20 protein-coding genes, 1 tRNA gene and 1 pseudogene are annotated in these 19,617 nt (G+C 71.6%); 6 read left to right on the top strand and 16 right to left on the bottom strand.

What is annotated here, in order from left to right; translation table 11 throughout:
* Nucleotides 1–214: 214 nt before the first annotated feature.
* From KME75_RS28340 to larE, 11 genes are all read right to left on the bottom strand, one after another.
* Complete coding sequence (locus tag KME75_RS28340) at nucleotides 215–826, bottom strand: trypsin-like serine protease (RefSeq protein WP_219417949.1); 612 nt, start codon at nucleotides 824–826, stop codon at nucleotides 215–217.
* A 414-nt stretch (nucleotides 827–1,240) separates the two neighbouring features.
* Nucleotides 1,241–2,212, bottom strand: a complete 972-nt coding sequence (locus tag KME75_RS46155) for a thermonuclease family protein (RefSeq protein WP_308283157.1) — start codon at nucleotides 2,210–2,212, stop codon at nucleotides 1,241–1,243.
* 265 nt (nucleotides 2,213–2,477) lie between these two features.
* The gene (locus tag KME75_RS28330; RefSeq protein WP_219417947.1) at nucleotides 2,478–4,274 is read right to left on the bottom strand and encodes an IlvD/Edd family dehydratase; all 1,797 of its coding nucleotides are present in this window, start codon (nucleotides 4,272–4,274) and stop codon (nucleotides 2,478–2,480) included.
* A 23-nt stretch (nucleotides 4,275–4,297) separates the two neighbouring features.
* Nucleotides 4,298–5,095, bottom strand: coding sequence for an SDR family NAD(P)-dependent oxidoreductase (locus KME75_RS28325; protein ID WP_219417946.1), 798 nt, complete (start codon nucleotides 5,093–5,095; stop codon nucleotides 4,298–4,300).
* Nucleotides 5,071–6,597, bottom strand: a complete 1,527-nt coding sequence (locus tag KME75_RS28320) for a UxaA family hydrolase (RefSeq protein ID WP_219417945.1) — start codon at nucleotides 6,595–6,597, stop codon at nucleotides 5,071–5,073. The genes KME75_RS28325 and KME75_RS28320 overlap by 25 nt, the downstream gene beginning before the upstream one ends.
* A gap of 20 nt (nucleotides 6,598–6,617) precedes the next feature.
* Entirely contained in the window at nucleotides 6,618–7,925 is a 1,308-nt protein-coding gene (locus KME75_RS28315; RefSeq protein ID WP_219417944.1) for a nickel pincer cofactor-dependent isomerase, group 22, read from the bottom strand.
* Nucleotides 7,922–8,923 carry a 4-hydroxythreonine-4-phosphate dehydrogenase PdxA gene (gene pdxA, locus KME75_RS28310; RefSeq protein ID WP_219417943.1) on the bottom strand — a complete coding sequence of 334 codons (1,002 nt, stop codon included), beginning with the start codon at nucleotides 8,921–8,923 and terminating at the stop codon, nucleotides 7,922–7,924. The genes KME75_RS28315 and pdxA overlap by 4 nt, the downstream gene beginning before the upstream one ends.
* Nucleotides 8,924–8,926: 3 nt before the next feature.
* A complete protein-coding gene (locus tag KME75_RS28305) occupies nucleotides 8,927–10,000 on the bottom strand; it encodes a four-carbon acid sugar kinase family protein (protein WP_219417942.1) in 1,074 nt (357 codons plus the stop codon).
* 67 nt (nucleotides 10,001–10,067) lie between these two features.
* A complete protein-coding gene (gene larC / locus KME75_RS28300; protein ID WP_219417941.1) occupies nucleotides 10,068–11,207 on the bottom strand; it encodes a nickel pincer cofactor biosynthesis protein LarC in 1,140 nt (379 codons plus the stop codon).
* Nucleotides 11,204–11,872, bottom strand: a complete 669-nt coding sequence (gene larB / locus KME75_RS28295; protein ID WP_219417940.1) for a nickel pincer cofactor biosynthesis protein LarB — start codon at nucleotides 11,870–11,872, stop codon at nucleotides 11,204–11,206. Before larB ends, larC begins: the two co-directional genes overlap by 4 nt.
* Nucleotides 11,869–12,714, bottom strand: a complete 846-nt coding sequence (larE, locus tag KME75_RS28290; RefSeq protein ID WP_219417939.1) for an ATP-dependent sacrificial sulfur transferase LarE — start codon at nucleotides 12,712–12,714, stop codon at nucleotides 11,869–11,871. The genes larB and larE overlap by 4 nt, the downstream gene beginning before the upstream one ends.
* 105 nt (nucleotides 12,715–12,819) lie before the next feature.
* Between larE and KME75_RS28285 the strand changes: the two genes are divergently transcribed.
* Nucleotides 12,820–13,419, top strand: coding sequence for a nucleotidyltransferase family protein (locus KME75_RS28285; RefSeq protein WP_219417938.1), 600 nt, complete (start codon nucleotides 12,820–12,822; stop codon nucleotides 13,417–13,419).
* Nucleotides 13,420–13,460: 41 nt separating this feature from the next.
* Here KME75_RS28285 and KME75_RS28280 read toward each other — a convergent pair whose 3' ends face one another.
* On the bottom strand, nucleotides 13,461–14,324 hold the full coding sequence (locus KME75_RS28280; RefSeq protein WP_219417937.1) for a formate/nitrite transporter family protein: 864 nt from the start codon (nucleotides 14,322–14,324) through the stop codon (nucleotides 13,461–13,463).
* Nucleotides 14,325–14,658: 334 nt separating this feature from the next.
* Between KME75_RS28280 and KME75_RS28275 the strand changes: the two genes are divergently transcribed.
* Entirely contained in the window at nucleotides 14,659–14,907 is a 249-nt protein-coding gene (locus tag KME75_RS28275) for a hypothetical protein (RefSeq protein ID WP_219417936.1), read from the top strand.
* Nucleotides 14,908–14,977: 70 nt separating this feature from the next.
* Here the strand turns inward: KME75_RS28275 and KME75_RS28270 are convergent, their stop codons facing one another.
* Complete coding sequence (locus KME75_RS28270) at nucleotides 14,978–15,595, bottom strand: GyrI-like domain-containing protein (RefSeq protein WP_219417935.1); 618 nt, start codon at nucleotides 15,593–15,595, stop codon at nucleotides 14,978–14,980.
* A gap of 533 nt (nucleotides 15,596–16,128) precedes the next feature.
* Here KME75_RS28270 and KME75_RS28265 point away from each other — a divergent pair.
* Nucleotides 16,129–16,923, top strand: coding sequence for a phosphotransferase enzyme family protein (locus KME75_RS28265; RefSeq protein WP_219417934.1), 795 nt, complete (start codon nucleotides 16,129–16,131; stop codon nucleotides 16,921–16,923).
* A 142-nt stretch (nucleotides 16,924–17,065) separates the two neighbouring features.
* A pseudogene (locus KME75_RS43780) lies at nucleotides 17,066–17,290 on the top strand (tyrosine-type recombinase/integrase); the annotation flags it as partial.
* 125 nt (nucleotides 17,291–17,415) lie between these two features.
* Here KME75_RS43780 and KME75_RS28260 read toward each other — a convergent pair.
* Nucleotides 17,416–17,497, bottom strand: a tRNA-Tyr gene (locus KME75_RS28260).
* An 80-nt stretch (nucleotides 17,498–17,577) separates the two neighbouring features.
* Here KME75_RS28260 and KME75_RS28255 point away from each other — a divergent pair.
* The gene (locus tag KME75_RS28255; protein ID WP_219417933.1) at nucleotides 17,578–18,069 is read left to right on the top strand and encodes a YajQ family cyclic di-GMP-binding protein; all 492 of its coding nucleotides are present in this window, start codon (nucleotides 17,578–17,580) and stop codon (nucleotides 18,067–18,069) included.
* 45 nt (nucleotides 18,070–18,114) lie between these two features.
* Here the strand turns inward: KME75_RS28255 and KME75_RS28250 are convergent, their stop codons facing one another.
* Together KME75_RS28250 and KME75_RS28245 are read right to left on the bottom strand one after the other, a co-directional pair.
* Nucleotides 18,115–18,303, bottom strand: coding sequence for a DUF4236 domain-containing protein (locus tag KME75_RS28250; protein ID WP_219417932.1), 189 nt, complete (start codon nucleotides 18,301–18,303; stop codon nucleotides 18,115–18,117).
* Between the two features lie 16 nt (nucleotides 18,304–18,319).
* Entirely contained in the window at nucleotides 18,320–19,057 is a 738-nt protein-coding gene (locus KME75_RS28245) for an alpha/beta fold hydrolase (RefSeq protein WP_308283156.1), read from the bottom strand.
* 212 nt (nucleotides 19,058–19,269) lie between these two features.
* Between KME75_RS28245 and KME75_RS28240 the strand changes: the two genes are divergently transcribed.
* Nucleotides 19,270–19,617: 2'-5' RNA ligase family protein (locus tag KME75_RS28240; RefSeq protein WP_219417930.1), on the top strand; the 348-nt coding region annotated here is incomplete at its 3' end.

Genomic DNA, 19,617 nt, shown 5'->3' with positions numbered 1-19,617 from the left:
CGCGGTGTCCGGTCGGGCAGCAACGGCTCCAGCCGTGCCCACTCCGCGTCGGTCAAGTCGTGGCGATCAAGCACAGAAGAGATCTACCGCAGCCGACCCGCATGATCCACGGGACACGCTCTAAGCGTATTCGAGACACGAATAGTTACCTGCGAGGCAGGAACGACGCAAGGCCCGGCCCCGATGACGAGGCCGGGCCGCGACGGGAGTGTGCTCAGGCTGCCGGGTGGATCCCGAACTCGGCGAGCCAGTCCTGCACCACGGGGATGTCGAGGCGCTGGTATCCGCCGAGGTAGCGGCAGAACTGGTTGCGGGTGTAGCTGGTGTCGGCCACCAGGTAGTCGTTCAGGAAGGCCGGGCCGCCGGAGTCACCGAAGCAGGTGCCCCCGCCGCCGTGCTGGTCGTTCGGGTTGCCGTTGAGCTGCAGGATCTGGTCGGTCAGCTTCTGCCCGGGCGAGGTGGTGACCCGCCGGATCAGGGGCCGCGACATGGGCTCGGGCCGCTGCGGACCGTCCTCCGGCTTGGCGACGTGCGTGCCGTACCCGACGAGGGTGAAGTCGGTCTTGTGCAGGGTCGGCGGTGCGAACTGCTCCAGATAGCCGAGCGGGGCGAGCCTGGCCGGTGCGATGCCCGTCACCGGCTCGTCCAGGACGACCACGCCGACGTCGTTCCAGTTGTCCAGGTCGGTGAAGTTCGAGTACTGCGGGTGGGTGTGCGGGGTGCCCGTGAGCCAGGGGTCCGGCGGGTCCTGGTACCCGACAGCGGGATCATCGGCCTGCGGGACGACCGGAGTGTTGTCCTCGAGGTTGGTGTCGAAGGTGACGATCGTCTTGCCCGATCACACCGTCGGTGCAGTGCGCCGCGGTGATCAGCACGGTGGGGCTGGCCAGCGTCGCGGAGCACCGGAACAGGCCCTCCGGCGTGTAGAACAGCGTGATCCCGACGTTGGGGGTGTCCTTCGCCATCGGGGATCGGCGGTGTGATCGCGGCGGCGGGGGCGGCCGCGAGACCCAGCATGGTGAACGTGCCGAGGGCGATGGCCGCCAGCGCGCGCAGTCGGAACTTCATCGAAAGGGGTGGCCTTTCCCGTCGTCGTTGCCAGGAGTAGGCGATCGTTCACTCAGAGGAGTGAACGATCGCGAACCTTAGGCGAACGGCGTCCGGCGCGGAAGCCCCCGCGATCTCACACAGGCGCCGAGCAGGAAGCAGCCCGATCGTCGCAGCGCTGATCGGGCACGGGCTAGGCGTAGCTCTCGCAACCCTTCCCGTCGTTGTCATTGCCGTCGAGCCGGTACTCATCCGGTCCGACGACCTTCACCTGGTGCCCGATGTCCCCGCAGTCGAGGTCCGGTCCGTCCGGAACACACGGCTCGTAGCTCGGGTGGCAGTTCGAGCCCTGCTCGGGTGCCGGCGCCGGCTCGGGAGCGGAAGCGGGTTCGCCGAAGGAGCTCTCACACGCGATTCCGTCGTTGTCGGCGTCCAGCCGTTCGGGGTCGCCGGGGGCGAGCGCCGCCTGGGCGTCGGCCTGGGTGGCGAAGTCGGCGCAGTCCCGATCGGATCGTGTCGGCTGCGGCGCGGGATCCGGGGCCGGCCGGCCTTCCGAGCCCGATGAGAGCGCACGCGCGTCGTCATCGGCCGTGTCCACGGGCGGCGGAGGAGGCGCGTCCTCGCAGACGCGGCCGTTCGCGTCGAGCGCCCGCAGCGTCGACAGGTACGCCGGGGATGCGTCGTTGGGCCCGTCGTAGACCGCGGTGTGGCCGGCGGGGACCATGTACTCGCCGAAGTCGCCCACGCGCGGAGTGGTGACGTAGCGCAGCTGCCGGCCGTGTTCGTCCGTGTCGACACCGGGTTCGGAGCGCAGCGTCACCGACGCCCCCGACAGCACGCCCTCGGCGTACCGGGTGGCGTGCGTGCCCGCGTCGGTGCCGGCCTCGCATGCGTCGATGCCCAGCACGCGTACGGTCCGTCCGCCGGCCACTTCGAAGGTGTCTCCGTCGATCACCCTGGTGACCGTCACGACGTCGCCGGCGCCGCCGGCTCCGGCTCCGGCTCCGGAGGACGTCGCACCGGAGGGCACCGCGACCGAGGAGCGGCTGTCGGTCGTCCCGATCTCCGACGCGTGCAGCCCCGATGCGGACGCCGCCTCCTGCGTCGGCGGCGAGTCGGGATCGGAGATCCACCCGATCACCGTCAGTCCCACGAACACGCCCACCAGCCACCTCACGACCTTCCGGCCGCGCCGGGGCCCACCACCCATGACCGTCCGTCCTTCCGGGTCGACCTGCGCGTGGCGGCACCTGCCGGCCTGCGGCACGCAGCGGGTGGTGAATCGCTGCCGTAGGGATCGCTGTTAGCCGCGAGGGGCAGCTGCGGCCCGCTCGTCAGACATTTGCAAGGCGACCGGCACCCCGGACACAGGTGCGGCCCGGCCCCTTCAGGAGGCCGGGCCGCGTACCCGGAGCACGCAGCGCCGCGGATCAGTGGTTGTCGCGCGGCACGCCCATGCTCTGCGCGACGCGCTGGTAGGCGACGGCGGGCTTGAGCACCATGCCGCCCGAGAGCTGGTCGACCATGGAGCGCTGGATCTCCTGCCAGGGCGTCTGGGACGCGGGGACCGGGTAGCCGCCCGCCTCCTCGAGCGCCCTGCGGCGCTCGGCCAGCTCCTCCTCGGACAGCAGGATGTCGGCCGTGCCGGCGTTCAGGTCGATCCGGACCCGGTCGCCGGTCTGCAGCAGCGCGAGGCCGCCGCCCGCCGCCGCCTCGGGCGAGGCGTTGAGGATCGACGGCGAGCCCGACGTGCCGGACTGGCGGCCGTCGCCGATGCACGGCAGCGCGTGCACCCCGCGCTTGATCAGCTCGGCGGGCGGCTGCATGTTCACCACCTCGGCCGCGCCCGGGTAGCCGAGCGGGCCGGCGCCCCGGACGAACAGCAGGCAGTTCTCGTCGATCTTCAGCTCGGGGTCCTCGATGCGGTGGTGGTAGTCCTCCGGCCCGTCGAAGACGATCGCGCGCCCCTCCAGCACGTTCGGGTGCTCGGGGTCGCAGAGGTAGCGCTCGCGGAACTCGTCCGAGATCACGCTGGTCTTCATGATCGCGCAGTCGAAGAGGTTGCCCTTCAGCACGAGGAAGCCGGCGTCGCCGACCAGTGCATTGTCGAACGTCCGGATCACATCCCGGTCGCCGGCGACCGCGGTACGGCAGTTCTCACCGATCGTGCTGCCGTTGACCGTGCGGGCGTCCTCGCGGATCAGCCCGTGCTCCATCAGCTCGTGGACGACCGCGGGCACGCCACCGGCGCGGTGGAACTCCTCGCCGAGGTACTTGCCCGCCGGCTGCAGGTCGACGATCAGCGGGACGGTGAGCCCGAGCCGCTGCCAGTCGTCCATCGGCAGGTCGACGCCCATGTGCCGGGCGATCGCGGTGATGTGGATGGGCGCGTTGGTGGAGCCGCCGATCGCCGAGTTGACGACGATGGCGTTCTCGAACGCCTCGCGCGTCATGATGTCCGACGGCTTGAGGTCCTCGTGCACCATCTCGACGATCCGCCGGCCGGTCTGGTAGGCCATCCGCGAGCGGTCCCGGTGCGGCGCCGGGATCGCGGAGCAGCCCGGCAGGCTCATCCCCAGCGACTCGGCGAGCGCGTTCATCGTGGACGCGGTGCCCATCGTGTTGCAGTGCCCCGGCGACGGCGCCGAGGACGCCACCAGCTCGACGAACTCGGCCTCGTCGATCTCGCCGGCGGCGAGCATCTCGCGGGCCTTCCAGACGATCGTGCCGGAGCCGGTGCGCTCGCCGTTGTACCAGCCGTTGAGCATCGGCCCGCCGGACAGCACGATCGCGGGGATGTTCACGGTGGCGGCCGCCATCAGACAGGCAGGCGTGGTCTTGTCACAGCCGGTCGTCAGCACCACGCCGTCGAGCGGGTAGCCGTAGAGCACCTCGACCAGGCCCAGGTAGGCGAGGTTGCGGTCCAGCGCGGCGGTGGGCCGCTTGCCCGTCTCCTGGATGGGGTGCACCGGGAACTCGAACGCGATGGCGCCCATCTCCCGGATCCCCTCGCGCACCCGCTCGGCCAGGCCGAGGTGGTGCCGGTTGCACGGGGAGAGGTCCGAGCCGGTCTGCGCGATGCCGATGATCGGCTTGCCGGACTGCAGCTCCTCCCGCGTGAGGCCCCAGTTCATGTACCGCTCGATGTACAGGGCGGTCATCCCCGGGTTCTCCGGGTTGTCGAACCACGCCTGGCTGCGCAGGCGGCGTGGCTGGTCGCTGGTCATGCCGGGGTCTCCGATCGTTCCTGTCATGGGGTGAGCTGCCCGCCGTTGACCTCGATCACCTGGCCGGTCACGTAGCCGCTCAGGACGGGCGAGGCGAGGAAGAGCACCGCGCCGACGCACTCGTCGGGGGTGCCCGCCCGGCCCATCGGGATGCCGCCGACGAGCTGCTCCAGCAGCTCCGGCGGCGTGTGCCGGTCGTGGATGGGCGTGGTGATGATGCCCGGCGCGACGGCGTTGACGCGGATCCCGTCCCGCGCGAGCTCCTTCGCGAGCCCGCGAGTGAACGTGCTGACCGCGCCCTTCGCGGTGGCGTACACGACCGACCGGCCGCCGCCGCCGTTGCGCGCGGCGACCGACGTGACGTTGACGATCGCGCCGCCGCCCTGACGCTGCATCACGGGGATCGCCCGGCGGGAGGTGGCGAAGGCGGACGTCAGGTTGACGTCCAGGACGCGGGCGTAGTCCTCGTCGGACATCTCGGCGACCGGCACCCGGAGCACCATGTCGCCTGCGTTGTTCACGAGGACGTCCAGGCGCCCGTGCTCGGCGACGACGGCGTCGACGAGGTCGGACGCGGCGGCGGGGCGGGTGAGGTCGGCCGGCGCCGTGGACGCGGTGCCGCCCGCCTCCCGGACGGCGCCCGCGACCTTCTCGGCGCCCTCGGCGTTGCTGTTGTAGTGCACGACCACATGCGCACCGCAGCTGCCGAAACCCTGCGCCACGGCGGCGCCGATCCCTCCGCCCGCCCCCGTGACCAGGACGACCTGGCCGCGGAAGTCGAGTGCGTCGCGCACCGTCACATCACCGCGCCGAGCTGCCACGGGACGAACTCCTCCTGGCCGAAGCCCAGCTCCTCGCTCAGCGTCTTCCGGCCGGACGCGGTGTCGAGGATCAGCCGGAACAGCCGCTCGCCGACCTCCTGCACGGTCGCCTCGCCGTCCATGATCACGCCGCAGTTGAGGTCCATGTCCTCGGACATGCGCCGGTACATCTCGCTGTTCGTGGCGAGCTTCAGGCTGGGGGTCGGCTTGCAGCCGAGCACCGAGCCGCGTCCGGTGGTGAAGCACATGACGTTGGCGCCGCCCGCCACGATGCCGGTGACCGACACCGGGTCGTAGCCGGGCGTGTCCATGAACGTGAAGCCCTTGGCGGTGACCTTCTCCGCGTACTTGTACACGCCGGTGAGGTTCGTCGTGCCGCCCTTGGCCACGGCGCCCAGCGACTTCTCCAGGATCGTGGTGAGCCCACCCGCCTTGTTGCCCGGTGACGGGTTGTTGTCCATCGAGCCCTGGTTGTCGGCGGTGTACTTCTCCCACCACTTGATGAGGTCGACCAGCTTGTCGCCGACCTCGCGGGTGACCGCGCGCCGGGTGAGCAGGTGCTCGGCCCCGTAGATCTCCGGGGTCTCGCCGAGGATCGCGGTGCCGCCGTGGCGCACCAGGATGTCGACGGCGGCGCCCAGCGCCGGGTTCGCGGTGATCCCGGAGTAGGCGTCCGAGCCGCCGCAGTTCAGCCCGAGCACGAGCTCGCTCGCGGGCACCGTCGTGCGGCTCACCTGGTTGACGACCGGCAGCATCTCGCGCAGCGCGGCGACGCCCGCGCGGACGGTCGCCGCCGTGCCGCCCTCCTCCTGGATGAGCATGCTCTGCACGAGCGTGGAGCCGTCGAGCTTCCACTTCTCGACCAGGCCCTTCACCTGGTTGACCTCGCAGCCCAGGCCCAGGAGCAGGAAGCCGGCGAAGTTGGGGTGCTCGGCGTAGCCGGTGAGCGTGCGCTGCAGGACGTCGAAGCCGTCGCCGGAGCTCGCCATGCCGCAGCCGGTGCCGTGGGTGAGCGCCACGACGCCATCGACGTTCGGGAACTCGTCGAGCAGCCCCGGGCGGCGGAACTGGTCGGCGATCAGCTTGGCCGTGGTGGCCGAGCAGTTCACGGACGTGAGGATGCCGAGGTAGTTGCGCGTGGCGACCTGACCGTCGGCCCGCACGATCCCCTCGAACGTCGCCCGCTCGTTCTCGGGCACCATCTCGATCTCGGTCACGTCGGCGCCGAACGCGTAGTCGCGCTCGAACGCCTTGAACTCGACGTTGTGCGTGTGCACGTGGTCGCCGGGGGCGATGTCCTCCGTCGCGAACCCGATGATCTGGTTGTACTTGCGGACGGGCTCGCCCGCCGCGATCGGGGCGGTCGCGACCTTGTGCCCGCGCGGCACGTCCTTGCGGACGGTGAAGTCGTTGGCGGCCGTGCCCTCGGCCAGCTCGCGGGAGGCCACCAGCACGTTGTCCGCGGCGTGCAGCTGCACACCGAGACCGCCATCAGCATTCATGTTCGCTCCGCCAGCTCCGCTCAGTCCCACGGCTGCAGCCGCCCTTCGTCGTCGAATCCCATCGGAACCGCTTCGCCCGTGATCTCCAGGTGCGGGTCGGCCTCCACCTGGTCCCGCAGCGACTCCGAGACCAGGAGGTGCTCCAGGTCGAGCGTGTTGCGCATGCGCACCAGCGACACACGGTCGAGATCGGCCCGCCCGCAGGTGACGATCGCGGCGGCCACCGTGCTGCGGTCGTCGGGCATCGCCATCGGGATCTGGCCGCGCTGCGGGCCGCCCAGCCCGGAGGTCATCGCGTTGATGTAGGTGTAGCGCAGGTCCACCTTCTCGATCAGGCGGAACGGCACGAAGTCGGCGAGCCCGAGACCGACGGCGTTGCCGTGCGAGACGTCGCTGAGGTCGAGCACGGCGATGTTCGTGATGCGCGGGCGCTCGAACTCGGCGCTGCCGCGGATCATCATCCGGCCGATGACGTTGGTGTCCATGCCGGCGCCGGAGAAGTTCTTGCCCATCGTGTCGATCACCGCGACGTCGATGTCGTCGAACGGCAGCGTGGCCACCCGGCGCTTGGCGTCCAGCAGCAGCTCGGCCTCGGCCGGTCCACCGATGTCGCCGCCCTCGACCAGCTCGATCCGTGCGGCGCGGTCGTAGGCGTTCTCGATGATCGCGAGGCCGCCCAGCACCTTGCCGGTCTCGACGACCCGCTTCGCGATCGGCGGGATCCAGACCCCGAGGTTGGCCGGCCCGTAGATGTGGATGCCCTCGGCGCCGCGCTGCTTGCCCAGGCCGATGGCGATGATCTTGGCGAGGCCGCTCTCGATCTCGCCCTGGAAGTCGGTGTGCGCCTTGATCCGGTTGACCGCGAGGATCCCGTCGGCCTTCGCGGCGTTGGCGTCCAGGTGCACCGCCGGGCCGTTCGGGAGCCGGTCGATCTCGACCGTCTCCATCGTGGCGTGGATCGGCATGCCGAGGGACTCCTGCGTCATCCCGAGGTCGGCGAGCATCTGCACCTGACCCTCGGCCGTGGCGCCGCCGTGCGAGCCCATCGCGGGTACGACGAACGGCTCGGCGCCGACCGAGCGCAGCCACTCACCCGCCGCCCGAACCACCGCAGGCTTGTCGTGGATGCCGCGGCTGCCCGCCGTGATTGCCACGCTCATCCCCGGGCGCACCCGCGCCCGCAGCGGCTCGAGCGCCTGCGCGGTCGCCGCCGCCACGTCGGTGACGCGGGTGCCGTCGAAGTCCTGCCGGACGGGCAACAGCCGCGGGAACGGGGCGTCGAAGCGCAGGTCCCGGACGGCCTCGAACGGACCGAGATTGGTGCTCACGATGCCTCCCTGGCGGCGATGCGGGCCTGCGCCATCGCAGCCCCGACGGTGATGGCCTCGACGAGGCTGTCGGCACCCGCCGTGCCGGTGCCGGCGATGTCGAACGCGGTGCCGTGGTCGACGCTCGTGCGGACGATCGGGAGCCCGATGGTGGCGTTCACACCGGTCTCGAAACCGAGCACCTTCACCGCGATGTGCCCCTGGTCGTGGAACATCGCGATCGCGACGTCGAAGTCGCCGGCGACGGCCCGGCCGAAGAGCGTGTCGGCGGGCCACGGGCCGGTGGCGTCGATGCCGTCGGCCTTGGCCTGCTCGATCGCCGGGCTGATCACCTTCGCCTCCTCGTCGCCGAAGAGGCCGCCCTCGCCCGCGTGCGGGTTGAGCCCGGCGACGCCCACCGACGGGGCTTCGATGCCCATGTCGCGCAGCGCCCGGTCGGCGAGGCGGATCGTGGTGAGCACGCGCTCGGTCGTGACCTTCTCCAGCATCTTCCGGATGCCGACGTGCGTGGTCACGTGCACCACCCGCAGCTTGAGCGCCGTGAGCATCATCGCGAAGTCCTTGGTGCCGGTGAGCTCCGCGAGGATCTCGGTGTGCCCCGGGTAGGGGTGCCCGGCCAATGCGATGGCCTCCTTGTTCAGGGGCGCGGTGACGATCCCGTCGATCTCACCGGCGACGGCCAGCGCGACGGCCCGCTCGACGCCGTCGAAGGCGATCTTCCCGGCCTCGGCGGAGACCCGTCCCAGCGCAACGGCGACGTCGGACGGGACGGTCAGCACGTCGAGCGTGCCGGGCTCGAAGCGGGCCTCGGCGGGCGAGGCCACCTCGCGCAGCTCCGGGGCGTCCGGAACGATCTCCGTGGCGGCCCGCAGCGCCTCGAGGCTGCCGATCGCGAGGATCCGCGCGACGGCGACCCGGGGGTCCCGCGCGACCTTCAACGTGATCTCGGGGCCGATGCCGGCCGGGTCGCCGACGGTCAGGCCGAGCAAGGGCGTCATGGACTACTCCTCCAGTGCGTCGGCGGCGCGGCAGAGTGCGTCGGGGGCGCCGAACCCGCCCGACTTGGTCACCACCGGGATCCGCCGGTCCCCCACCACCATCCCACCGAGCGGCATGCCCGGGGCAACCTCCGAGCGCAGGCGGATCTCGGCTGCGCCCAGCGCGGTGGTGACGGCCAGTGCGGTGGCGCCCCCGGTGAGCACGAGCCCGGCCGCCGGGGCGGCGGCCAGGACGGCGCCGACGACGGTGGCCAGGTCGTCGGCCAGCGCCGCGGCGCGGGGGCTGTCCGGCTCCACCTCGCCGTCGACGTGGCAGGTCAGCACGACCCGGCCGCCGTCGCGCAGGGCGGCGGTGGCCGCCGCTGCGGGGTCGGCGTCCCGGCCGAGGGTCACCAGCTGCGCGCCTGCCGCGAGCAGGCGGCCCACCTGGGCCTGCGTGGTGGGGTGTGGGGTACCGACGGCGAGCAGCACACCGGTGGCCGGGTCGGGCCGCCGGGGCGGGTGAGGCGTGGGGACGAGCACCTCGGCGAGCGCGCGGGACAGGCCACCGGAGCCGACGGCGAGCGCGCGGGCGTCGAGGATCCGGTGGGCGATCGCGATCAGCTCGGCGTCGGTGCCGGCGTCGAGCACCTCGACGCCGTCCGGGAAGCGGTCCCGGACGCGCGGCACGGTGGTCTCCCCGTGCACGAGCAGCGCCCCGTCGCGGACCGCGCGGCCCTGCGCGGGGAACGCCGGGGTGGCGAGGGCGGGGCCGGCGGCCCAGGCGTCCAACGCGACCGCGACGTCGTCGTGCACCCGGCCGCGCAACGTCGAATCGATCTTGACGAACAGCAGGTCCGGCCGGTGCTCGCGGATATGGGCGACGGCGGCGCGCGTGCGCTCGGCCGCCTCCGCGGCGGGGCGCCAGCGGTTGTCGGTGAGCAGCGCCAGCACGTCGACGTCCGGCAGTGGGCGCTTCGGCTCCAGTGCGACGGACACGGAGAGACCGCGAGCGGCGAACGGGGCTGCGGCATCGGCTGCGCCGGTCAGGTCGTCGGCGAGGACGGCCAGACGGCGGACGGCGCCGGCGGGAGCCACTGCTACCGAGGACCTCCGTCGTGACGTGCGGGTTGAGCTTCGAGGCTATGTCGCCAAACGTCCGACGTCAACGGTCCTCTGATATCAGCGGAGTGACCAATGCCCGACGGGCGACCTCCCGCAGCGGCAGGCCGAGCGCGGCGGCGGCCGCGGCCACGTCGTCGTGCTCGGGCTTCGCACCCCAGGGACCGTGCTTGACCCGCACCGGCTGCCCGTCCACGTCGACCGTGCTCGTCCGGCGGGGCAGCGCCATCCGGTTCACCGTGCCGCGCCGCACGCCGAGACTGCCGGTCTCCTCGAGCACGATCCGCTCGCAGTCGGGCGCGTGCTCGGGCGCGACGAGCACGTGCACGGTGTGCGCCGGCCTGCCCTTCTTCATGACGATCGGGGTGAGCCAGGCGTCCGCCGCACCAGCGTCGAGCAGCCTGCCGACGAGGTGGCCGAGCACCTCGCCGGTGACGTCGTCGACGTTGGTCTCGAGCACGGTCATCGCGGCGGAGGCGCCGACCGGCGCCCCGAGCAGCGCCTGCAGCACGTTGGCCCGGTCGGCCGGGTCCCGGCCGCCCGCGCCGTAGCCGACCCGCTGCAGGGTCATCGCCGGGACCGGGCCGAAGCGCGCATCCGCCGCGACGAGCAGGGCCGCCCCCGTCGGCGTGACCGTCTCCCCGGTCCCGGCGCCGGTCACCGGGGCCCCCGCGGCGGCCAGCAGCGCCGCGGTGGCGGGGGCGGGCACCGGGAGGACGCCGTGCCGGGTCGCGACGGTGCCGCTGCCGAGCGCGACCGGTCCGCAGTGCACCTCGGTGACGCCGAGGAGCCGCAGCGCCGCCGCCACGCCCACGGTGTCGACGACCGTGTCGAGGCCGCCGATCTCGTGCAGGTGCACCTCGGCGGGGTCGGAGCCGTGGATGCCGGCCTCGACGTCCGCGATCATCCGAACGGCGCGGGCGGCGAGCTCCGCGTCCGCCCGCTCGACGTGCGCGAGCAGCTCGGTGGCGTGCCGTTCGGTGGCGTCGTCGTCGACCGTGACGACGGCCCGGGTGGCGGACACGCCGGCGCGGGTGACGCGCTCGGCGTCGAGCGTCCACCCGGTCAGGCCGGTGCTCGCCACGGCCGCGCGCACCCCGTCGAGGGGCGCGCCGAGGTCGAGCAGCGCGCCGAGCAGCATGTCTCCCGAGATCCCGCTGAACGGGTTGAGCCAGATGATCATTTTCCGTGCGCCATCCGGTGCGCCGCCACGGCGGCCCCGAAGCCGGAGTCGATGTTCACGACCACGAGCCCCGGGGCGCACGAGCTGAGCATCGCGAGCAGCGGGGTCATCCCCTGCAGGGTCGCGCCGTAGCCGACGGACGTGGGCACCGCGATCACCGGGCAACCGACGAGCCCGCCGACGACGCTCGGCAGGGCCCCCTCCATCCCGGCGATGCAGATGACGGCGTGGGCGGCGTGCAGCTCGGGGAGCTCGGCGAGCAGCCGGTGCACGCCGGCCACGCCGACGTCGCGCAGCTCGCGGACGTCCAGCCCGATAGCCCTGGCCACCGCGGCCGCCTCGGCGGCGACCGGCCAGTCCGAGGTGCCCGCGGACACCACCGCCACGCGGAACGTGCGCGGCGGGGCGGGCCGCCAGACCAGCAGCCGGGCCGCGGCGTCGTAGGTGCCCTCGGGCACCGCGTCGCCGACGGCAGCGGCGACGTCCGCCTCGACCCGGGTCACCAACACCGGGCCGTCGTTCGCGGCCAGCAGCGCGCCGACCACACCGATGATGTGCTCGGACGTCTTGCCGGGGCCGTACACCACCTCGGGCATGCCGAGGCGGGACTCGCGGTCGGTGTCGGCCTTCGCGTAGCCGAGGTCCTCGAAGCCCTTCTCCGTCATCGGGCGGTGCCCGCCATCGGGGTGGGCATGCCGAGCAGGACGTTCATCCGGCCACTCGCGAAACCCTGCAGGTCCAGCGCACAGAACTCGAAGCCCGCGGCGCGCACGCCCGCGTCCAGCTCGGCGCGCAGCTCCGCGGCCCGCGGCACGTCCTCGGCCGGCACCTCGACCCGCGCGACCGCGCCGGCACCGTGGGCGCGGACCCGGCAGACGGCGAACCCGAAGGCGCGCACGGCCTCCTCGGCCCGCTCGATGCGCTCCAGCACCTCGGCGGTGACGGGGTCGCCGTAGGCCACGCGCGAGGAGAGGCACGCGGCGGCCGGCTTCTCGGCGGTCACGAGGCCGAGCGCCGCGCTCACCGCGCGGACCTCCGCCTTGCCGAACCCGACGTCCAGCAGCGGCGCGATCGCTCCGCGGGCCGCGGCGGCCGCCTGGCCGGGCCGGTGGTCGCCCAGGTCGTCGGTGTTCGTGCCGAGCGCGATGCGCGCCCCGCTCAGCGCGGCGAGCGGCTCGAGCGCGTCGAAGAGCGCCGACTTGCAGTGGAAGCAGCGGTTCCCCGCGTTGGCGACGTACTCCGGACGGTCCAGCTCGTCGGTGCAGACCTCGACGTGGACGATGCCGCGGCCGCGTGCGAACTCCCGGGCCGCGCTCCGCTCGCTGCGCGCGAGGCTCGCCGAGACCGCCGTGACGGCCACGGCCCGCTCGCCGAGCTCCTCGGCGGCGACCGCGGCGACGAGCGCCGAGTCGACCCCGCCGGAGTAGGCCACGAGCAGGCTCTTCTCGTCGCGGAGGCGGGCGCGCAGGGCCGTGAGCAGGTCGTCGACGGATCGTGAGACGGACACGGGGCAACTGTAGGCGTCGGACGGCGGCGCCGGACCGGTGACACATCTGACAAGCTGTCGAAAGCACGAGGGTGCTCCGTCGGTCGCCGCTGAGAGGATCGGGGCGTGTCCCGACGCGCCGACTTCCTGGCCGCCGTACTGCAGAACCCGATCAACGTGGCCATCCTGGAGCGCGCGCCGGCGCTCGCCGTCCCGGACTGGTGGTTGACGGCCGGAGCGGTGTTCCAGACCGTCTGGAACGTCCTCGACGGACGGCCACCCGGCACCGGGATCAAGGACTACGACCTGTTCTACTACGACGCCCGTAACCTGTCGTACGAGGCGGAGGACGCGGTCATCCGGAAGGCTGCGGCACTCTTCGGCGATCTCGACGCCGACGTCGAGGTACGGAACGAGGCGCGGGTGCATCTCTGGTACGAGCAGCGGTTCGGCGTACCCGCGATCGCTTTTCGCAGCGCCACGGACGCCATCGACCATTTCGCCTCGACGACGTGCTGCTTCGGACTTCGCCGCGAGCGGACGAACGAGCTGGTCACGTACGCGCCCCACGGGTACGACGACCTGTTCGCCAAACGGGTGCGTCCCAACCCGCGGCTGGCGCCGCGCGGGGTGTACGAGGCCAAGGCCCGTCGCTGGCGGGGCGAGTGGCCGGACCTGGTCGTCGATCCGTGGCCCGAGGAGGAGGGCGCTCGGGGGAGCGGGTAGCGGCGCGACGCGTTCGGGACCGGCCGCGGCAGGTCAGGCTTTCACCTCGGCGGGAACGCCGGGGTCTCCACAGCCGGACGCTGCCGGCTCGCACCGGTACGAGCGTGGGTGGCGTACAGCGTGAGACCCACGAACGTGAGCCCGCCGACGAGGTTGCCGACCACGGTCGGGATCTCGTTCCAGACGAGGTAGTCGCCGACCGAGAAATCGCCGCCGAGCATGAGGCCCGACGGGAACAGGAACATGTTCACGACCGAGTGTTCGAAGCCCATGTAGAAGAAGACCAGAACGGGCATCCACATCGCGATCACCTTGCCCGACACGGACGTCGACATCATCGCGGCGACGACGCCGGTGGACACCATCCAGTTGCACAGGACACCGCGGATGAACAGGGTCAGCATCCCGGCGGCACCGTGGTCGGCGTAGCCGACCGTCCGCGACGTGCCGATCTCGGTGAGCTGCTGGCCGATCTCGGTGAGCTGCTGGCCGATCTCGTTCGGGTCCACGGTGAAGGCGAAGGTGAAGATCACGGCCATCATGAGCGCGACGGTGAGGGCGCCGGCGAAGTTGCCGACGAAGACCAGGCCCCAGTTGCGCAGGACCGAGCGCAGGGTGACCCCCGGCCGCTTGTCGATCCAGGCCAGGGGAACCAGGGTGAAGACGCCGGTCAGGAGGTCGAACCCCAGCAGGTACAGCATGCAGAACCCGACCGGGAAGAGCAGCGCCCCGAGGAGGGGCTGACCGGTCTGCACGGTGATCGTGACCGCGAACACCGCTCCCATCGCGAGGATGGCCCCGGCCATGTACGCGCGGATCACGGTGTCCCGGGTCGACATGAAGACCTTGGCCTCACCGGCGTCGATCATCTTGCCGACGAACTCGGACGGGTTCAGGTAGGACATGCCTTCTCTCCTCAGCTGGGTGGCAACCACACATTCACTGCCGCGCCGGCCGAGTCTTGGAACCGGGTGTTTCGTCGCTGTGACAGCGCGGAGGTCATCATGTCACGGCTCGCTCACCGCATCGGCGGTCCACCGGTCAGGGGCATGTTCCCTCGGCGTAACACGTGCGCCGCGCATCTGGGGTCGCGGACGCCTCGGAGTGGATGTCGGCAGGCCGGCCGTACGGCGTGCCGGACCGGAGCAAGAGGCGGCGCAACCCGGCCGGTTACCCCGCCGCAGTACGTGCTCGACTGAGCCGACGGCTCGGCCACGGCTTGCTACCGTCGACGCGGCCATGCAAACGATCACAGCACCCGAGACGGTCGCCGTCCCGGCCGGACCCCTGGCCACCCGTGACGCGGCTCGCCGTATGGATGAGAAGTCGGTGCACATGCTGACGCTCGTGTCCCCATCCGGGCTCCAGCGGTTCTTCGAGGCCGTCGTCCGGGAGGGCGAGGCGGATCTCCTGGCTGACCCCGAGCGGCTGGCTGCCCTCGCGGAGGCGTTCGGCACGGAGATCCTCGGCGATTACCCCGGGATCTGACCACCGGGCATCGGGGCAGCCGGCGCCGCAGGTCCCGGCGTGAACGCTCACCGGCAGAGGGCGCGATCGTTCAGGCGTCGGTGACGGGCTGCCGCAGAATGGTCCGCAGCTTGGCGGGCTCGACCCTTCGTGGATCGCTGAGGTAGATCTCGTGGTGCTTGCCGACCATGGTGAGGCCCTGCTGGGGAATGAACTCCTCGTGCATGTACCGCAGGAGTTCGGCCTCGTCGTCGAAGGTACCGATGTGGAGAGCCTGAACACAGCGCCCCTCGGACAGGGACTCCAGACGAACATCATCCAGGCGCTCAGGGCGTTCCTTGGAACCGAGCTGCTCGACGGCGTCATCGAACATGTCAGCCGTGATCCAGCCAGGCACCATGACCATGAGGGTCCAGTCCCAGCGTGCCTTGTCCCGCGCTGTGGTGAAGGTGTCCATGTCGTCGGCCCACCAGAGCCCCTCCAGCGGCATCACGACGTAGTCGCGCTCGAGCTGCTTCTTGCTGGCGAACTTGAGCTTGTAGGCGACGGGGTAGAGCGCCGAGACCGCGGCTCCGTAGGCGTGCGTGTTCGGGTCGCCGTGGCCGTCGATCATCAGGTACTGGAGATCCGGCACGTCCGTGACCTGCGGTGAGTCGCGCTTCGCCGTGTAGCACGGCAGCTCCCGCTTGAAGTCGATCTTGCCTGTCACGAGTCCCTCCGGAATCGACGCGAGCCGCGATGACGCGGACGCCAAGAGCCTTCCATGTGCAGCAGGAAGCTGGCCGGAGCGAGTCGGTGAGGCCGGCTGACAGCGAAAACGGCCCCTGACCAGCGTTTTCGCTGGTCAGGGGCCGTTCGCCCTGGGTGTGGCAGGTGAAGGATTCGAACCTTCGTAGGCTAAGCCGGCGGATTTACAGAGAGCTGCCAAACTGGCCCTGACTTGCGGCGGAATTGCGGACCCCTCGGCTACGTCCGTGCATAGTCCGCGACAGACGTTCCGTTGCCCCCCGCAACCCGGGTCCTGGTGGTGATCTCCTCGCGGCGCGGGCTCGTCCCCGCCGGGCCGAGGGGCGGGGTGCAAGGTACGTCTTCCCGCCTTGTGCCCCGCCCCTCGGTCTGGCTGCCGTCTCGGCGCGCCGTGAGGAAATCACCACCTCACCGCACTCCTCCTGATCTCCGAAGCGGTGTCGGGTGCGGGCAGGGCCCGCGGTCTTCCCGTCAATCGAGGAGCGCTCAGGTTGAATGTCGACCATGCTGTCCGGGGTGGAGCCACAAGAGCGTCTTTCCGGCGGGAACGTGACCGCCGGCGTGGTCCGCATCGGCAATACCGTTCGCCGCCCCGCTGGACCGCACACCGTGGCTGTCCAGGCTCTGCTTGCCCACCTGCACGACGTCGGATTCCGGAACGTGCCTCGACCCCTTGGCATTGACGAGCACGGGCGCGAGGTCCTGTCCTACCTACCGGGCACGCCGGTACATCCGGACCGGAACGACCTCCTGGACTCAGACCAGGCGCTGACCCAGATCGGACGAATGATCCGCGAGTTCCACGACGCTTCCGCGACGTTCAACCCGCCAGCGGATGCGAAGTGGCAGGTCGTGATCCCAGACGTCGGCGCCGACCTGATCGTCCACCACGATCTCGCGCCCTGGAACGTCGTCGCCACGGAGGCCGGTTCATGGGGCCTGATCGATTGGGACACCGCCGCTCCGGGGACTCGGCTGTGGGACCTCGCTTACGCCGCCCATGGCTTCGTGCCGCTTACCGCTGACCCAACGTGGACCCGTCCCGACCCGGGTCGTCGCCTACGCGTTCTTATCGACGCCTACGGCCTGGACGAAGCAGCGCGGCGACGGCTGGTGGAGCTGATGCCAGCACGCACCGGGGCCATGTACGAGCTGCTCTCCGACGGGGCAGGCACGGGCACGGAGCCGTGGGCGACGCTGTGGAAGGACGGCCACGGGGACGTCTGGGGACGGAACACCGACTACATTGACGCGCGTACCGCAGACTGGCTTGCGGCGCTGATCGACTGACCTGTGATTTGTGGCGCCCCTCTGCGGACGGGCCGGGTAGCCGGCGCCGGCGGCCGCGACCGGGCCGGAGGTGTAGGGAGCGAGTCGACGTGGCCGGCGTGGCCGGCCACGCGCGCCGCCGGAGGCGGCGCCTTGATCCGCGGCACTCACCTCTGAGGAGGCCGCGTCACCGCTCGCTCGCCGGCCGTATGACCTTCGACATGCCGCAGTGTCCACATGGCTCAACGGGGGCGTACCCGCTCCGCAGGTCGCCTCGTGGGCCGGCCACAGCGTGGACGTTCTCCTCCGGGTCTACGCCAAGTGCATCGCCGGTCAGGACGATGCAGTGCGCCGACGAGTCGAGCAGGCGCTTCGGGAAGGTGGCTGATGATCGCGTCCGTGATGCGTCCGTGGACACCCGTAGACGGTCGCTCTCGGCCGGACACAGCCGGACCGCAGCAGAACGGCCCCTGACCAGCGTTTCCGCTGGTCAGGGGCCGTTCGCCCTGGGTGTGGCAGGTGAAGGATTCGAACCTTCGTAGGCTAAGCCGACGGATTTACAGTCCGCTCCCTTTGGCCACTCGGGCAACCTGCCATGTGCGCCGTGGCGCGGTAAGAGGATACGACAGCGATGATCCGGGCTTCGCAAGGGGCCCGGTCGACGAGGAGGACCCCGTGGCAGACCCGTCGTTCGACGTGGTGAGCAAGGTCGACCGACAGGAGGTCGACAACGCCCTGAACCAGGCGGCCAAGGAGGTCTCGCAGCGGTTCGACTTCCGGGGCACCGGCACCTCGATCGCGTGGGCGGGCGAGGAGGCCGTGACGATCGAGTCGGAGACCGAGGAGCGCGCGCTGGCCGCCGTCGAGGTCTTCAAGGAGAAGCTGATCAAGCGGAACATCTCGCTGAAGGCGTTCGAGGCGGGTGAGCCCGTGCTCTCGGGCAAGACCTACAAGGTCGCCGGCAAGATCCTGCAGGGCATCGAGGCCGAGAAGGCCAAGGCGATCAGCAAGGCCATCCGCGACGAGAAGCTCAAGGGTGTGCAGGCCCAGATCCAGGGCGACCAGCTGCGGGTCTCGGGCAAGAAGAAGGACGACCTGCAGGCCGTGATCGCGCTGCTCAAGAACAAGGACTTCGGGATCGCGCTGCAGTTCACGAATTACCGCTGACCGCGACCCTGCGGCGCCCCGCCGGAAGGCCGGGGCGCCGGGGTGTCAGCGGCGTCTGCGGCGGCCGTTCCGGTGGACGAGGCCACCCGGGCCCGGGGTGTCGATGTGCGTGGTGCGGTGCGTGAAGTTGTGCGAGAAGCGGCCGAGCTTGACGCCGTAGGAGCGGCGGCCGGACTGGTCGATGGTGATGTAGAAGGGACCGAACCGGAACGCCCTGCGTGCCCTGAACCTCATGCTGCTCCCCCGTCGGTCACCCTCCATCGTGCCGCGAGCGTGCGAGCAGTGCCGCGACCGCGGCCGGGTCCTCGACGTGCGCGTTGTGTCCGAGCCCGCGCAGCTCGACCGGGTCGGGCACCAGCGCCCGCAGCTGAGCCCTGCTCACCATCCGGTCGTGCTCTCCTCGTGCCAGGACGACCGGGACGGATGCGGCGGCCAGCAGCGCCGCCATCTCCGGGTCGCCGACGCCGAACACGCGCGGGTCGAGCGCCGGCCGCCACCGTCCGTCCTCCTCGACGATGCCGGCGGCCGCGGCCGGCGCGTCCGGGGCGACCAGGCCGTCGAGACCCGACAGCCGAAGGTGCCGGGTGAGCGCCTCGGCGCGCGTATCGAACCGCGCGGGCTCACGCGCGGCCATGGCGGCCGCACGGGCGAGCTCGTCGTCCGTCCAGGCGACCTTGATTCCCAGACCGACGACGGCGCGGACCCCCGGACGATCCGCCAGGTGCAGCCCCACGACACCGCCGAACGAGTGTCCGAGGACGACCGTGCGCTCCGGGTCCACGAGATCGGCGACGGCGTCCGCCACCGCCGGGAACGTGTACTCCGACAGCGGCGCCGAGCCACCGTGCCCCGGCAGGTCCGGGGCGACCCAGGCGCCACCCAGGGCGGCGACGACGCCGTCCCACACCTCGGAGGTGGCGCCGAGCCCGTGCAGCAACAGCACAGTGGGCCCGTCGCCGACGCCCCGGCGCACTCGCAGATCCGTCACGCTGACAGCATGGCCCATGCGGACCGGATCGATCAGGAGTGCGACCGGCGGACACGGCCCGGCGATCGGAGTCGCGTTCCGCGGAACGCGCTGCCGACGCACGCCGATAGCCTCATCGAGATCGGCCCCCTGTGCAGCACCCGCACATCGCTCACCCCGCCTGCGAACGGACACGTGGCGCGCCGACGGCTCGATCCTGCCGGGAGCCATGCGTGAGCGAGGACGCGCGACACCACGTCGCCGTGCGCCCGCCGCTCGCGGTGGCCGCACCGCTCGAGCGACTGCGCACGCGGTGGGACCCCGTCATGGTGGCACGGGCGCCGGCCCACGTGACCGTGGCCTACCCGGAGGAGGCCGCGGACCCCGCGCTGCTCGAGCGGCGGATGCGCGAGGCCGCCGCGGCGACGACGCCGTTCCGGCTCGCGCTCGGTGCGGTGCTGCACTTCGACGAGATGGAGGACGGCGGCGACGTGGACGACGGCGGCGGCACCCGGGGCGGGCCGACCGGTACGGGCGGCGTGTTCGTCGCCGTCGAGGACCTCGACGGCGGCCGGGGGGGG

It is taken from the genome of Pseudonocardia nigra (assembly GCF_019396355.1).
Classification (GTDB): domain Bacteria; phylum Actinomycetota; class Actinomycetes; order Mycobacteriales; family Pseudonocardiaceae; genus Pseudonocardia; species Pseudonocardia nigra.
Note: the sequence above shows the minus strand (reverse complement) of the source record. Positions and strands in the feature narration are given on the sequence as shown.